Genomic DNA, 13,425 nt, shown 5'->3' with positions numbered 1-13,425 from the left:
GCGCACCGCGCGTCACCGGGGGGAACTGGGGGGAGCGGTCGCCCATGCGTTCCATGAGCAGCAACGATACCGAGATCACCGTCCACGGACCCGGCGAACTGAGCGACCCGCTGCGCGCGGCCTGGCACCGGGCGATGGACGAGTCACCCGAGTACGCAAACCCCTTCCTGTCCCCGGAGTTCGCCCTCGGGGTCGGCGCCCACCGGCGCGGGGTCGAGATCGGCGTCCTGCACGAACACGGCGAACCCGTCGGCTTCCTGCCGTACGAACGCACCGTCCTCGGGGTGGGGAAGGCGATCGGGCTCGGCCTCTCCGACCGCCAGGCGCTCGTGCACCGCCCCGGGATCGTCTGGGACACCGAGGAACTGCTGCGCGGCTGCGGGCTCGCCAGCTTCGAGTTCGACCATCTCGTTGCGGAACAGAAGCCGTTCGCCCGGTACGTGACCGGCATGTTCGCCTCCCCGGTGATCGACCTGGAGCCGGGCGACGGCGACTACGCGCGGTGGCTGCGGGCCACTTACCCCGGGCAGGCCAAGACGACGCTGAAGAAGGAGCGCCGGCTGGGGCGTGACGTCGGTGAGGTGCGGTTCGTCTTCGACGAGCGGGACCCGAAGGTGCTGCGGCGGCTCATGGAGTGGAAGTCCGCCCAGTACCGCAGGACCGGGCGCATGGACCGGTTCGCCCGGCCCTGGATCGTCGGTCTCGTGGACCATCTGTTCCGGCTGCGCGAGGAGCACTGCACCGGCGTGCTGTCCGTGCTCTACGCCGGTGAGCGTCCCGTGGCCGCGCACTTCGGGCCGAGGTCAAGGACCGTGCTCGCCGCCTGGTTCACCGCCTACGACCCCGGGTTCCCCTCCTACTCGCCGGGGCTGATGATGCATCTGCGCACCGCGGAGGCGGCGGCCCGGCACGGGGTGCGGCTGATCGACCTCGGGCGGGGCGCCAAGGAGTACAAGGACTGGCTCAAGACACGCGAACTGCGGGTGGGCGAGGGCTTCGCGACCCGGCCGCACCCCGTGGCGACGGCGCACCGGATGTGGCGCAGGCCCGTGCGCGGACTGCGCAACACCGTCCTCGCCCATCCCCGTCTGCGGGACCCCGCCGACCGGCTGCTGAAGACGGCCGGCGCACTGCGGTCCTCCCGCCGGACGGCCCCGCGAACCCCCTGAGCCGGCCCCACGGCAGCTCGGCGCGCGCGGAGGCGCGCCGCGTCCGTCCACCCCTCCGACGGAAGAAGTGACGATGCCGTACGGAACGCGGCTCGCCGCGACGATGACGCGGCGGCTGGGACGCGAATGCGTCTACACCCCCTCGGCCCGGCTCGCCCTCTACCTGGCGCTGCGGCGCTGGTGCCGGCCCGGTGCCCGGGTGCTGATGTCGCCGGTGAACGACGACGTGATCCTCTTCGTGGTCCTCGCCGCGGGCTGCCGCCCGGTGCAGGCACCGGTCTGCGTGTGGGACGGCAACATCGACCCGGCCGCCGTACCGGAGTCCACCTGGCGCGGCATCGACGCCGTCCTGACCACCAACCTCTACGGCATCCCCGACCGTCTTCCCCAACTGCGCCGCCGCTGCGAGGAGTTGGGCATCCCGCTGATCGAGGACGCGGCCCACGCCATCGGCACCCATGTGAACGGCCGGCCGGTCGGCACCTTCGGCACGGCCGCCGCGTTCAGCCTCTCCAAGCACGTGGCCGCGACGGCCGGAGGGTTCCTCGCCGTCGAGGACGCGCGCACCCGGCGCGAGCTGGAACTGCTCCGCGACGACCTGCTCACCCCGCGCCGACTGCGCGACGACCTCACCGTGACCCTGCGCCCGCTGGCCCGCTCGTCCGTCCGCACCCTGCACCTGGTGCGCCCGGTGTGGCGCACGATGCGGCGGCTCGGACTGCTGGAGCGCGACGCGTTCCGGATGGCCCTGCACGCCCCGCGCCTGACCGCCACGGCGCTCTCGGCACCCAGCCTGACCGCCTACGAGCCGTGGGTCCGCGTCGATCTGCACGGCTTCCGGGTCCGCCACGGCACCCTGGTACGCGGGCAGCTCACCCTGCGCATGGCCCGCCTCGACGACGCCTCACCCGCCGCCGGGCCGGAGTCGCCCTGCTGGCGAGCAGCGCCTGGGCCTCCCCGGCCCTGCGCGAACGGGCGGTCCCCGACGGGCCCCTCCCGCTGTTCCGCGTCCCGCTCCTGGTCCACGACCGCGACGCCCTCCTGGAACGCCTGGTGGACCACGGCATGGTCTGCGGCTACGTCTACGACCCACCGCTCGACGACTACGCAAGCGCGGAGTTCGTCGAACCCTCCCCGGACCCCTCCGCGGCCCGCTGGTTCGCCTCCCACGTCCTGCCCGCCGACCCGCTGACGGCCCGGCGGATGACCGGCGCCCTCACCCGGGAGCGGGCGGCGACGGCACGGCCACCCCTGCGGCAGGCGTCGACGACCGCTGTGACCTGAGAAGCGTCCCGGCAGTGTGGGTGGAGGGGTTGTTCGGGCGCCGCCTCGGCGCCTAGGGTCTGCCCTCGGGAGCAAGCGCTTTCTGTTGGCAGTCCGTCGGCCGTTCGAGGAGCGCCGCATGTCCGTGTTGTCCGGGAACCCCGTCCGCCGCCGCGTCGCCGTCGTCGGCACCGGTGCCATCGTCAGCGGCAGCCATCTGGCCGCCCTCGCCGCCCACGCCGACCGCACGGAACTGGTCGCCGCCGTAGACGTGGACCCGGGCAGTCTCGACGCCTTCCGGGAACTGGCGGGCGGCGCGGTCACCGGATACACGTCGGTCGACGCGATGCTGGACGCCGAACGCCCCGACCTGGTGCTCATCGGCACCCCGCCCTCCCTGCACCGGGAGCAGACGGTGGCCGCGCTCAAGGCGGGAGCCTGGGTGCTGTGCGAGAAGCCGCTCACCCTGTCCCTCGCCGAGTACGACGAGATCGCGGCGGCCGAGGAGGCCTCCGGCGCCTACGCCGCCGTGATCTTCCAGCACCGCTACGGCTCCGGTGCCGCGCACGCCCGCGAGTTGATCGCCGGGGGCGAGCTGGGCGCCCCGCTGGTCGCGCACTGCCAGACCACCTGGCACCGGGACGCGCGGTACTACGCGGTGCCCTGGCGCGGCCGTTGGGCCAGCGAGGGCGGCGGCCCGACCATGGGCCACGGCATCCACCAGTACGACCTGCTGCTGCACCTGCTCGGCGAGTGGGACGAGATCCGCGCGATGGCGGCGCGGCTGGTCCACGACACCGAGAGCGAGGACGTCTCCACCGCGCTGGTCCGCTTCGCCAACGGCGCCCTCGCCACCGTCGTCAACAGCGTGCTCTCCCCGCACGAGATGAGCCGCATCCGCGTCGACTGCGCGGACGCCACCGTCGAGCTGACCCACCTGTACGGTCACCGCAACGAGGACTGGGTCTACACCCCGGCCCCGCATGTCGCCGCCGGCCGCGCCGACGCCTGGCGCACCCCCGCCACCGACGTCCCCAGCTCCCACACCGCCCAGCTCGGCGGCCTCCTCGACGCGTACGACGCGGGTGTACGGCCCCCGGGCAGCGGCCCCGAGGCGCGGGCCACGCTGGAATTCGCCGCCGCGCTGTACAAGTCGGCGTTCACCGGCCTGCCGGTCCGCTCCGGCGAGATCACGCCGGGCGATCCCTTCTACGCGGCGATGCACGGAGACCACCCCGACTGGGCCCCCGAGGAGCGCGCATGAGCATCCGGGTCAGCCACACGCACGGCGAGCACCTCGCGGTCGCGGCGGCGAACGGCACGGAGATCCTCCGCTACGTCTACCGCCCCGACCCCGACGCCTTCGAGTCCCGCAAGCCCTACGCCCACCCGCTGCGCACCCTGTCCGGCCGTACGGTCACCGGATACCGGCCCAGTGACCACCGCTGGCACAAGGGCCTGCAGATGACCGCGAGCCACCTGTCCGGGCAGAACTTCTGGGGCGGCAACAGCTACGTCCACGGCGAGGGATATCTGCGCCTGCCCGACCGGGTCGGCTCGATGCGCCACGACGGCTTCCCCGGGTTCACGGTGACCGACGACGCTCTCGCCGTCACCGAGGAGCTGACCTGGCTGGCCCACGGCGGTGAGGAGTGGGCGCGCGAGTCCCGCGGCCTCTTCGTCCATTCCGTCGACGAGGCAGCCGGGGCCTGGGCCCTGGACTGGTCGATCCGGCTCACCAACGTGCGGGACACCCCTCTGCGGTTCGGGTCACCGACCACCGCCGGGCGCGAGATGGCGGGCTACACCGGACTCCAGTGGCGTGGACCGCGCGACTTCACCGGCGGCACGGTCTTCGCCCCCGGCGCCGACCCGGAGAAACTGATGGGCTCCCAGGGCCCCTGGCTGGCCTTCACCACCGAGCACGACGACGTCGACGCGCACTCCACGATCGTCTTCGCGCACGCCCCGGAGAACCTCGACGCGATCCACGAGTCCCACTGGTTCGTGCGTTCCGAGCCCTTCCCCACGGTCGCGTTCTCCTGGGCGTTCTTCGAGGAGTTCGCGCTGCCGCCGGGCGAGTCCTTCGGCTACCGCTACCGGGTGCTGATCGCCGACGGCGCCTGGGACGCCGAGCGCGTGGCCGCGCATCTGGCGGGCCTGCCGTGGTGAGGCCCGCCCTGCCGCGTCCGCTGCCCGGTGCGGTCGGCCTGTCCCACCTCACCGCCTACGACTGGGAGGCGGCGGACGGCGTGTGCGGCGGCAGCCCGCATCTGCACCTGGTGTGCACCGAGGCGTACGTCGTCACCGGCGGCCGGGGTGCCGTGCAGACCCTGAGCCCCGACGGCTACCGGGACATCCCGCTGGAGCCCGGCACGGTCGCCTGGTTCACACCCGGCACCGTCCACCGCATGGTGCAGGGCGGGGACCTGCGGGTCACCGTGCTGATGCAGAACAGCGGGCTGCCCGAGGCCGGGGACGCGGTGTTCACCTTCCCGCCCGAGGTGCTCGCCGACCCCGAGCGGTACGCGGCGGCGGCAACGCTCCCGCCCGGTACGGGAGTCGACACGGCCGAGGCCGCCCGGCGCCGCAGGGACCTCGCCGTCGAGGGCTACCTCGTCCTGCGCGAGGCCCTTGTCGCGGGCGACGACGGCCCGTATCTGGCCTTCCAGCGCGCCGCCGCCCGGCTGGTGCGCGACAAGGTGACGGCCTGGCGGGAACTGTGGCAGGCGGGGGCACTCGCCGCGGCGGAACGCACCGGCGCCCAGCTCGACGCCCTGGCCGCGGGGGAACCGGCGTACCTGAACGAAGCGACGGCACACCAGGCTTCACCGACGCGGCACGGCGGGTTCGGGATGTGCGGGAGGCGGGACGAGTACGCGCTGCCGGGCGCGACGCTGCCGTAAGCGTGCACCGGGCGCGGGACGGCGGACCGGCCCGCGCCCTGCCCCCTCCGGGGCCGCCGCCGGTGTCAGCGCGGCTGATACGCCCTCGGCAGCCGCATGCCCCGCTCAGCCATGATCTCCCGTACCCGGTCGGGGTAGTTGGTGATGATGCCGTCCACCCCGGCGTCCATCAGCGCCTCCACCGTGGCCGGGTCGTCGCAGGTCCACGGGACGACCTTCAGGCCCCGGGCGTGCGCCGCCTCGACCATCGCCGCGTCGGCGTAGAAGCGGAAGCCGGGGTCACCGACCTTGCCGCTCTGCGGGAAGCCGTAGTTGGGGGAGAGGGTGGTGACCCCGGGGAGGGTGTCGGCGGCCTTCACGAAGTCGCCGTCGTAGTCGTCGGCGTCGATCCCGCCGAGCCACGGGGAGGCGCCCTCCTTGCCGACCTGGAGGAAGTCGTAGTTGGTGAGCGCCACCAGCGGCCACTTGGGCGCCAGCTTGTGCATCGCCTTCAGCGCGCCCCAGTCGAAGGACTGGACGGTGACCTGCCGCTCGATGCCGGAGCGGCGGATCTCCTCGAAGACGCGGCGGACGAACAGCTCGCGGGGCGCGGTCTGTTCGGGGGCGCCCGCCTCCACCTTCGTCTCGATGTTGAGGGTGACCTGCCGGGCCTTGTAGCGCTTGACCAGGTTCAGGACGTCCTTCAGCTCGATCATCCGCAGACCGGCGATCCGCTCCTGCTCGGGGTGGCCGGGCAGTTGCTGGTAGCCGCAGTCCATCGTCCGGATCTGAGCGAGCGTCAGGTCCTTGATGTACTTGCCGACGTACGGGTACATCGGGTCGCCCGGCACCAGGGGCGCGGTGTCCCGGCACTTGGTGGCACTGACCTGGCGGTCGTGGGTGACGACGACCTTCTCGTCCTTGGTGACCTGGGTGTCCAGCTCCAGCGTGGACACGCCCAGCCGAAGGGCCTTGGCGAAGCCCTCCAGCGACGACTCGGTGGTCATGCCGAGGCCGCCGCGGTGGGCCTGGAGGTCGAAGGACGGCCGGTGCCGGACGTCGGGCTCGTGTGCCGCCGCCGGGACGGTGAACACCGGCACCAGCGCCAGGCCGGCGAGGACGTGTCGTGCGGACATGGCAACCTCGATCATGTGGGTTCGGGCGACCAGAAGACGCTATTGCGGGGGCGGACGCGCTCGACTGCCCCGGGGTGAGGGAGCCGTGAACGCTGAGCGAACGCCTCACCGCGCACCCAGCGTGCCTTACGTTGAGGCCCATGACTACGGGCGATGCGTATGGGCGGGTTCTCGTCATCGGAGGCTACGGAGCCGTCGGCGCCGCGGTCACCTCCCGGCTGGCGGAGTGGTTCCCCGGGCGGGTGGTCCCGGCCGGGCGGGACGAGGTCCGGGCGCGCCGGCTGGGAGGGGTGGCGGTCGACGTCGGGGACCTGACCGGGTTCCGGCGGGCGCTGGACAAACTCGGTGACGTGCGTGCGGTGGTGCTCTGCGTCGAGCCCGAGGACGCCTCGCTCGCCCGGGTCTGCCTGGACCGGGGCATCCATCTGGTGGACGTGGGCGCTTCCCGGGACCTGCTCGACGCCGTCGCCGACTGTGACGGTCTCGCCGCCGCGTCCGGGGCCACGGCCGTGCTGAGCGTCGGTGTGGCGCCCGGTCTGACCAACCTGCTCGCCCACCGCGCCCACCAGGCGGTCGGCGGCGCGGAGCGGCTGGATCTGACGGTGCTGCTGGGCTCCGGCGAGCGCCACGGCACCGATGCGGTGCGCTGGACCGTCGACGGTCTGGCCGAGCCGGTGACGGCCGCACCCCGGAGGGTCTTCCTGCCGGGCCACGGCACCCACAGCGCGTATCCGTTCCCGTTCTCCGACCAGTACACCCTGCGCCGCACACTCGGCGTGCCGGAGGTGACGACGCGGCTGTGCCTGGACTCCCGCGCCCAGACCGCCGCGCTCTTCGCACTGCGCCGGACGGGAGTGCTGCGCGGCGAGCGGCGGGCACCGGTGCGGCGCGCGCTGACCGACGTCTTCCGCCGCGTGCACCTCGGCGGAGACGCGTTCGCGCTACGAGCGGACGCCCACCGGGGCGACCGCCATGCCGCGTTCGCCCTCACCGGCCACGAGCAGAGCCGGGTGACCGCCCTGGTCGCCGCCGAGGTGACCCGCGAGGTGATGACCGGCCGACTGCCGGCCGGCGTACGGCACATCGAGCAACTGCCCACCCTGACCGACCTCCCCGAACGGCTGGCCGGGGACGGGGTGGTGATGTTGCGGGCGAGGCTGTGAGGCGGTGTTCGAACGCGGGGGTGGTGGTGCCGCGGCGGGCGAGGCTGCGTGCCGTGTTCCACCGGGCGCGGGATGTGCGCGCCCCGGTGGGCAGACCGGTCAGCGGGGGCAGTCGCTCAATGTGCCTGACCGTCCCCCGCCTGCCGCCTGCCGCCTGCCGCCTGCCGCCTGCCGCCAGCCCGGTCACCCGGCTCTGCTGGCGCCCCACGAACACGACTTCACAGCCCCGTCGTTTCCGGGTGACCCGGGTGGCGGTCGCCGACGGGCGGTGCGGCAGCTTGAGCGCAGACGCAGGAGGGGCGCGTGCCCGGCCGCCGGGCGGGGCGGCCGGGCGCCGTGCCCGGTCAGGCGGTGGCCCTGAAGGACCGTAGCCGCAGGGAGTTGCCGACCACGAAGACCGAGGAGAAGGCCATGGCCGCTCCGGCGAGCATCGGGTAGAGCAGGCCGGCCGCGGCGAGCGGCAGCGCGGCCACGTTGTAGGCGAAGGCCCAGAACAGGTTGGAGCGGATGGTGCCGAGGGTCCGGCGGGCCAGCCGGATGGCGTCCGCCGCGGCCCGCAGGTCCCCGCGGACCAGGGTCAGGTCACCGGCCTCGATCGCCGCGTCCGTCCCCGTGCCCATCGCGAGGCCGAGGTCGGCCTGGGCCAGCGCGGCCGCGTCGTTGACGCCGTCGCCGACCATCGCCACCGAACGCCCCTCGCCCTGCAGCCGCTTGACGACATCGACCTTGTCCTGCGGCAGCACCTCGGAGATGACATGCTCCGGCGCGATCCCCACCTGCCGGGCCACGGACTCGGCCACGGCCCGGTTGTCCCCGGTGAGCAGCATCGGCGTCAGACCGAGCGCCCGCAGCCTGCTGATCGCCTCCGCGCTGGTCTCCTTCACGGCGTCGGCGACCTCCAGCACGGCCCGCGCCCGGCCGTCCCAGGCCACGGCGATGGCGGTACGGCCGCCCGCCTCGGCCTCGGACTTGGCCCGCGCCAGCGCCGGCGGCAGCTCCATGGCCCACTCCGCGAGCAGCCGCTCCCGGCCCACCAGGACCGCGTGGCCGTCGACGATGCCCTGCACACCGAGCCCGGGCACGTTCGCGAAGTCCTCCGGCACGGGCAGCGCACCCAGCTTCTGAAGCGCGCCGTCCGCGACGGCACGGGCGATCGGGTGCTCGGAGGCGTGCTCCAACGCACCCGCCAGCCGCAGGACTTCGGCCTCGTCGGTGCCGTCGGCGGTGTGCACCGCGAGCAGGGTCATCCGGCCGGTGGTGACGGTGCCGGTCTTGTCCAGGACGACGGTGTCGACCTTGCGGGTGGACTCCAGCACCTCCGGGCCCTTGATCAGGATGCCGAGCTGGGCGCCCCGCCCGGTGCCGACCATCAGCGCGGTGGGCGTGGCGAGGCCCAGGGCGCAGGGGCAGGCGATGATCAGGACGGCGACGGCCGCGGTGAAGGCGGCGGCCACCCCGGCACCGCTGCCCAGCCAGAAGCCCAGGGTGCCCAGCGCGAGGGCGATCACGATCGGCACGAAGACGGCGGAGATCCGGTCGGCGAGCCGCTGCGCCGCCGCCTTGCCGTTCTGCGCGTCCTCCACCAGCCGGGCCATCCGGGCCAGTTGGGTGTCGGCGCCGACCCGGGTGGCCTCGACGACCAGGCGCCCGCCCGCGTTGATCGTGGCCCCGGTGACGGAGTCGCCCGCGCCGACCTCGACCGGCACCGACTCGCCGGTGAGCATCGAGGCGTCGACGGCGGACGAGCCCTCGGTGACCACACCGTCCGTGGCGATCTTCTCGCCCGGCCGTACGACGAACCGGTCGCCGACCTTCAATTCATCGATCGCCATGCTCTGTTCACGTCCGTCGCGCAGCACGGTGACGTCCTTGGCGCCCAGCTCCAGCAGCGCCTTCAGGGCCGCGCCCGCCTTGCGCTTGGAGCGCGCCTCGAAGTACCGCCCGGCCAGGATGAACGCGGTGACTCCGGCGGCCGCCTCCAGATAGATGTTCCCGGAGCCGTCGCTGCGGGAGATGGTCAGCTCGAAGGGGTGCGTCATCCCCGGCTCGCCGGCCGTGCCGAGGAACAGCGCCCACAGCGACCACAGGAAGGCGGCCGAGGTGCCGACCGAGATCAGCGTGTCCATGGTGGCCGCGCCGTGCCGCGCATTGGTGAACGCGGCCTTGTGGAACGGCCAGGCGGCGTAGGTCACGACGGGCGCCGCCAGGGTGAGGGACAGCCACTGCCAGTACTCGAACTGCAGGGCCGGAACCATGGCCATCGCGACGACCGGTACGGCCAGGACGACGGCGGTGACCAACCGTTCCCGCAGCGGCCGCAGTTCGTCCCGCTCGGGTGCCTTTTCAGGTTCTGGGGCGGGGAGTCGGGCGGTGTACCCGGTGGCCTCGACGGTCGCGATCAGATCGTCGACGGAGACGTCACCGCCGTAGGAGACCTTCGCCTTCTCGGTGGCGTAGTTGACGGTGGCGGTGACGCCGTCCATGCGGTTGAGCTTCTTCTCGATGCGCGCCGCACACGAGGCGCAGGTCATGCCGCCGATGGTGAGTTCCGTGTCGATGGTGGTGGTCATTGTCTGCTCCTCGTGTGGGCGTGCGGGGGTCAGGCTCGGCCGGTGAGCTCGTATCCGGCGTCGTCGACGACCTCGGCGATCAGTGTGTCGTCCGGTTCGGCGCTGCTGCTGACGGTGACCTGGCCCCGGTCGAGGTCGACCTCCACCCCGGTCACGCCGTCCAGCTCGCCGATGACCTTGGTGAGCGTGGCCTTGCAGTGGCCGCAGGACATACCGGCGACGGCATACGTGGTGATCGTCTGCGTGGGCATGAGGTGCCTCCTGGATAGACTGTCGATATACCCGGTGGGGGTATCCCGACCGGTGGTTCCATGTATACCCATGGGGGGTATCGAAAGCAAGGGAGATCCAGGGTTGACTTCATACCCCCCAGGGGTATGGTGGGCGGCATGGAGACCGTGAGACCGAGGAGATCGTCATGAATGCCGGACTGAAGATCACCGCCTTCGCCGCCGGCCTGGCCGCCACCTTCGGCACCGCCTACGGCGTGGGCAAGGGCGTCGGACCGGTCGGGGAGGACCCCGCGCCCGCGCGCCACGAGAGCCACAGCGAGGGCTCACCGAGCCCGGAGAAGGGCGGCGGTCACCAGGCGGCGCCCGGCGGGCTCCAGATCTCCGAGGGCGGCTACACCCTCGACCTGAAGACCCCGGCCCTCGCCGCCGGCACCCGCACCGACCTGCGCTTCGTCATCCGGGACGACAGCGGCCGCGCGGTGACCGCCTACCAGCGCGAGCACGACAAGGAACTGCACCTCATCGTGGCCTCGCGCGACCTCGTCACCTACCGCCACCTGCACCCGACCCGCGCCGCCGACGGCACCTGGAGTACCCCGGTCGACCTGCCCCGCGCGGGCGGCTACCGCGTCTTCGCCGACTTCACCCCGGCGAAGAAGGGCGCCGCGAACCTGACCCTCGGCGCCGACCTCGCCGCCTCCGGCCCGTACCGGCCCCAGAACCTCCCCGCCCCGAAGGCCACCGCCGAGGTCGACGGCTACCAGGTCCGCCTGGACGGCACCCTGCGCCCCGGCGCGGCGAGCGAGCTGAAGCTGAGCGTGTCACGCGACGGCAAGCCCGTCACCGACCTCCAGCCCTACCTCGGCGCCTACGGCCACCTGGTCGCCTTGCGCTTCGGTGACCTCGCCTACCTGCACGTCCACCCGAACGGCGAACCCGGCGACGGCAGGACGAAGCCCGGCCCCGGCATCTCCTTCGGCGCGACCGCGCCGAGCAGCGGCACCTACCGCCTCTTCCTCGACTTCAAGCACGACGGCAAGGTCCGCACCGCCGCGTTCACCGTGCGCACCGGAGCGGCGCCGGCGCCGTCACCGGAGCAGACCGCCTCGCACGAGGAGGCCCCCGGCCACGGTCACTGACGTCAGCCGAGCGCCCGGTCGAGGTTGAAGGCCGCGCTGATCAGCGCCAGGTGGGTGAACGCCTGCGGGAAGTTGCCCTGTTGCTCCCCGGTGTGGCTGATCTCCTCGGCGTACAGGCCCAGATGGTTGGCGTAGGTGAGCATCTTCTCGAACGCCAGCCGGGCCTCGTCGACGCGGCCCGCGTGCACCAGGGCCTCGACGTACCAGAAGGAGCAGATCGAGAACGTGCCCTCGTCGCCGCGCAGTCCGTCGGGGCTGGCCACCGGGTCGTAGCGGTAGACCAGGGAGTCGGAGACCAGGTCCTGGGTCAGGGCGTCCAGGGTGGACAGCCACTTCGGGTCGGTCGGCGCGATGAACTTCGTCAGCGGCATCATCAGGACGGCCGCGTCCAGTACGTCGTCGTCCTCGTGCTGGACGAAGGCCTGGCGCGTCTCCGACCAGCCCTTGCTCATGATGCGGCGGTAGATGGTGTCCCGGCAGTTGCGCCAGTGGACGATGTCGGCGGGCAGCCCGCGCCGGTTGGCCATCCGGATCGCCCGCTCGATCGCCACCCAGCACATCAGCCGCGAATACAGGAACTTCTTGCGCCCGCCCCGGGTCTCCCAGATCCCCTCGTCCGGCTGGTCCCAGTGCTCGCACACCCAGTCCACCAGCGCGCACACGTCGTCCCACTGGTCGCTGGAGATCGGCTTGGCCCACTTGTCGTAGAGGTAGATCGAGTCGATCAGGGCGCCGTAGATGTCGAGTTGGAGCTGTTCGGCGGCGGCGTTGCCGATGCGGACCGGCGCGGACCTGCGGTGGCCCTCCAGATGGCCGAGCTCCCGCTCGGTGAGATCGGTGCGGCCGTCGACGCCGTACATGATCTGCAACGGGCCCGAGGGCTTGCCGTCGCCCGGACTGACGTGCCGGGTCACGAAGTTCATGAACGCCTCGGCCTCGCCGGTGAAGCCGAGACGCAGCAGCGCGTACACGCAGAAGGCGGCGTCGCGCACCCACACATAGCGGTAGTCCCAGTTGCGTTCGCCGCCGATCTGCTCGGGCAGGCTGGTCGTCGGCGCGGCGACGATCGCTCCGGTGGGCGCGTAGGTGAGCAGCTTGAGGGTGAGCGCCGAGCGGTGCACCATCTCCCGCCAGCGGCCCCGGTACTTGGAGGCGGACAGCCAGTGCCGCCAGTACGCGACGGTGGTGCTGAACTGCTCCTCCGCCTCGGTCCTGGCACACCTGCGCGGCGGCACCTCGCCGCCGACCTGGTCGAGCGCGAACACCGCCGACTCGCCCTCGGAGAGCTTGAAGTCGGCCCGCACATCGAGGCCGTCGGGCTCCAGCGGCACCGTGGCGGTCAGCCCGAGGGACAGCTTGGGGGACTCGAAGACCGCCACGTCACCGGCCATCCGGACGGTGTGCGGCTGAGTGCCGTAGTCGAAGCGGGGGGCCACCCGGGTACGGAACGGGATGGAGCCGCGCACGCACAGCACGCGCCGGATCAGCCGATGCCGCTCGGTCTCCACCGCGTCGCCGTCGACCGGCATGAAGTCCTGCACCTCACCGACGCCGTCCTCGGTGAAGAAGCGCGTGATCAGGACGTTGGTGTCCGGGAAGTAGAACTGCTTGGTCTGCGCCGGTACGGCCGCCGCCAGCTCGAAGGAGCCGCCGCGCTCGGTGTCGAGGATGGCGGCGAAGACGCTCGGCGCGTCGAACGCCGGGCAGCAGTACCAGTCGATCGTGCCGTCGGTCCCCACCAGGGCCACGCTGCGCAGATCGCCGATCAGGCCGTGCTCGGCGATCGGCAGATAGCGCGAAGCCCCGGGGGCGTCGTCCTGGTCGCTCGGTGCTGTTCCGCTCATTGCAGCCTCCCTGGCCCCCGACA

Annotated in this window: 10 protein-coding genes and 1 pseudogene; 7 read left to right on the top strand and 4 right to left on the bottom strand. The window is 72.6% G+C overall.

What is annotated here, in order from left to right; genetic code table 11:
• Positions 1–44 precede the first annotated feature (44 nt).
• The 5 genes and pseudogenes from ACWD1Z_RS08225 to ACWD1Z_RS08205 all read left to right on the top strand — a co-directional run bounded on the left by ACWD1Z_RS08225 (position 45) and on the right by ACWD1Z_RS08205 (position 5,338).
• Positions 45–1,169, top strand: a complete 1,125-nt coding sequence (locus ACWD1Z_RS08225; protein WP_451116615.1) for a GNAT family N-acetyltransferase — start codon at positions 45–47, stop codon at positions 1,167–1,169.
• Between the two features lie 73 nt (positions 1,170–1,242).
• Positions 1,243–2,453: pseudogene (locus ACWD1Z_RS08220) on the top strand (DegT/DnrJ/EryC1/StrS family aminotransferase).
• 127 nt (positions 2,454–2,580) lie between these two features.
• Positions 2,581–3,696, top strand: coding sequence for a Gfo/Idh/MocA family protein (locus tag ACWD1Z_RS08215; RefSeq protein ID WP_451117130.1), 1,116 nt, complete (start codon positions 2,581–2,583; stop codon positions 3,694–3,696).
• The gene (locus ACWD1Z_RS08210; RefSeq protein ID WP_451116613.1) at positions 3,693–4,604 is read left to right on the top strand and encodes a DUF6807 domain-containing protein; all 912 of its coding nucleotides are present in this window, start codon (positions 3,693–3,695) and stop codon (positions 4,602–4,604) included. The genes ACWD1Z_RS08215 and ACWD1Z_RS08210 overlap by 4 nt, the downstream gene beginning before the upstream one ends.
• Positions 4,598–5,338 carry a cupin gene (locus tag ACWD1Z_RS08205; RefSeq protein WP_451116611.1) on the top strand — a complete coding sequence of 247 codons (741 nt, stop codon included), beginning with the start codon at positions 4,598–4,600 and terminating at the stop codon, positions 5,336–5,338. Before ACWD1Z_RS08210 ends, ACWD1Z_RS08205 begins: the two co-directional genes overlap by 7 nt.
• A gap of 65 nt (positions 5,339–5,403) precedes the next feature.
• Here ACWD1Z_RS08205 and ACWD1Z_RS08200 read toward each other — a convergent pair whose 3' ends face one another.
• Complete coding sequence (locus tag ACWD1Z_RS08200; protein ID WP_451116609.1) at positions 5,404–6,453, bottom strand: glycerophosphodiester phosphodiesterase family protein; 1,050 nt, start codon at positions 6,451–6,453, stop codon at positions 5,404–5,406.
• A 140-nt stretch (positions 6,454–6,593) separates the two neighbouring features.
• On the opposite strand from ACWD1Z_RS08200, the gene ACWD1Z_RS08195 reads away from it, so the two are divergent.
• Positions 6,594–7,616, top strand: a complete 1,023-nt coding sequence (locus ACWD1Z_RS08195) for a saccharopine dehydrogenase (RefSeq protein WP_451116607.1) — start codon at positions 6,594–6,596, stop codon at positions 7,614–7,616.
• A 344-nt stretch (positions 7,617–7,960) separates the two neighbouring features.
• Here the strand turns inward: ACWD1Z_RS08195 and ACWD1Z_RS08190 are convergent, their stop codons facing one another.
• Together ACWD1Z_RS08190 and ACWD1Z_RS08185 are read right to left on the bottom strand one after the other, a co-directional pair.
• Positions 7,961–10,186 carry a heavy metal translocating P-type ATPase gene (locus ACWD1Z_RS08190; RefSeq protein WP_451116605.1) on the bottom strand — a complete coding sequence of 742 codons (2,226 nt, stop codon included), beginning with the start codon at positions 10,184–10,186 and terminating at the stop codon, positions 7,961–7,963.
• A gap of 29 nt (positions 10,187–10,215) precedes the next feature.
• Positions 10,216–10,437 (bottom strand): heavy-metal-associated domain-containing protein, encoded by a 222-nt coding sequence (locus ACWD1Z_RS08185; protein ID WP_451116603.1) that lies wholly within the window; start codon positions 10,435–10,437, stop codon positions 10,216–10,218.
• Positions 10,438–10,604: 167 nt separating this feature from the next.
• On the opposite strand from ACWD1Z_RS08185, the gene ACWD1Z_RS08180 reads away from it, so the two are divergent.
• A complete protein-coding gene (locus ACWD1Z_RS08180) occupies positions 10,605–11,558 on the top strand; it encodes a hypothetical protein (protein ID WP_451116601.1) in 954 nt (317 codons plus the stop codon).
• A 2-nt stretch (positions 11,559–11,560) separates the two neighbouring features.
• Here ACWD1Z_RS08180 and ACWD1Z_RS08175 read toward each other — a convergent pair whose 3' ends face one another.
• A complete protein-coding gene (locus ACWD1Z_RS08175; protein ID WP_451116599.1) occupies positions 11,561–13,402 on the bottom strand; it encodes a glycoside hydrolase family 15 protein in 1,842 nt (613 codons plus the stop codon).
• Positions 13,403–13,425 lie beyond the last annotated feature (23 nt).

The sequence above is a fragment of the Streptomyces sp. NPDC002784 genome (assembly GCF_053592135.1).
This window is presented reverse-complemented; position numbering and strand designations above follow the sequence as displayed.

Coding starts and splice junctions, on each gene's coding strand:
- ACWD1Z_RS08225 (WP_451116615.1), top strand. CDS start 45: ATGCGTTCCATGAGCAGCAACGATACCGAGATCACCGTCCACGGACCC.
- ACWD1Z_RS08185 (WP_451116603.1), bottom strand. CDS start 10,437: ATGCCCACGCAGACGATCACCACGTATGCCGTCGCCGGTATGTCCTGC.
- ACWD1Z_RS08200 (WP_451116609.1), bottom strand. CDS start 6,453: ATGTCCGCACGACACGTCCTCGCCGGCCTGGCGCTGGTGCCGGTGTTC.
- ACWD1Z_RS08195 (WP_451116607.1), top strand. CDS start 6,594: ATGACTACGGGCGATGCGTATGGGCGGGTTCTCGTCATCGGAGGCTAC.
- ACWD1Z_RS08180 (WP_451116601.1), top strand. CDS start 10,605: ATGAATGCCGGACTGAAGATCACCGCCTTCGCCGCCGGCCTGGCCGCC.
- ACWD1Z_RS08190 (WP_451116605.1), bottom strand. CDS start 10,186: ATGACCACCACCATCGACACGGAACTCACCATCGGCGGCATGACCTGC.
- ACWD1Z_RS08210 (WP_451116613.1), top strand. CDS start 3,693: ATGAGCATCCGGGTCAGCCACACGCACGGCGAGCACCTCGCGGTCGCG.
- ACWD1Z_RS08175 (WP_451116599.1), bottom strand. CDS start 13,402: ATGAGCGGAACAGCACCGAGCGACCAGGACGACGCCCCCGGGGCTTCG.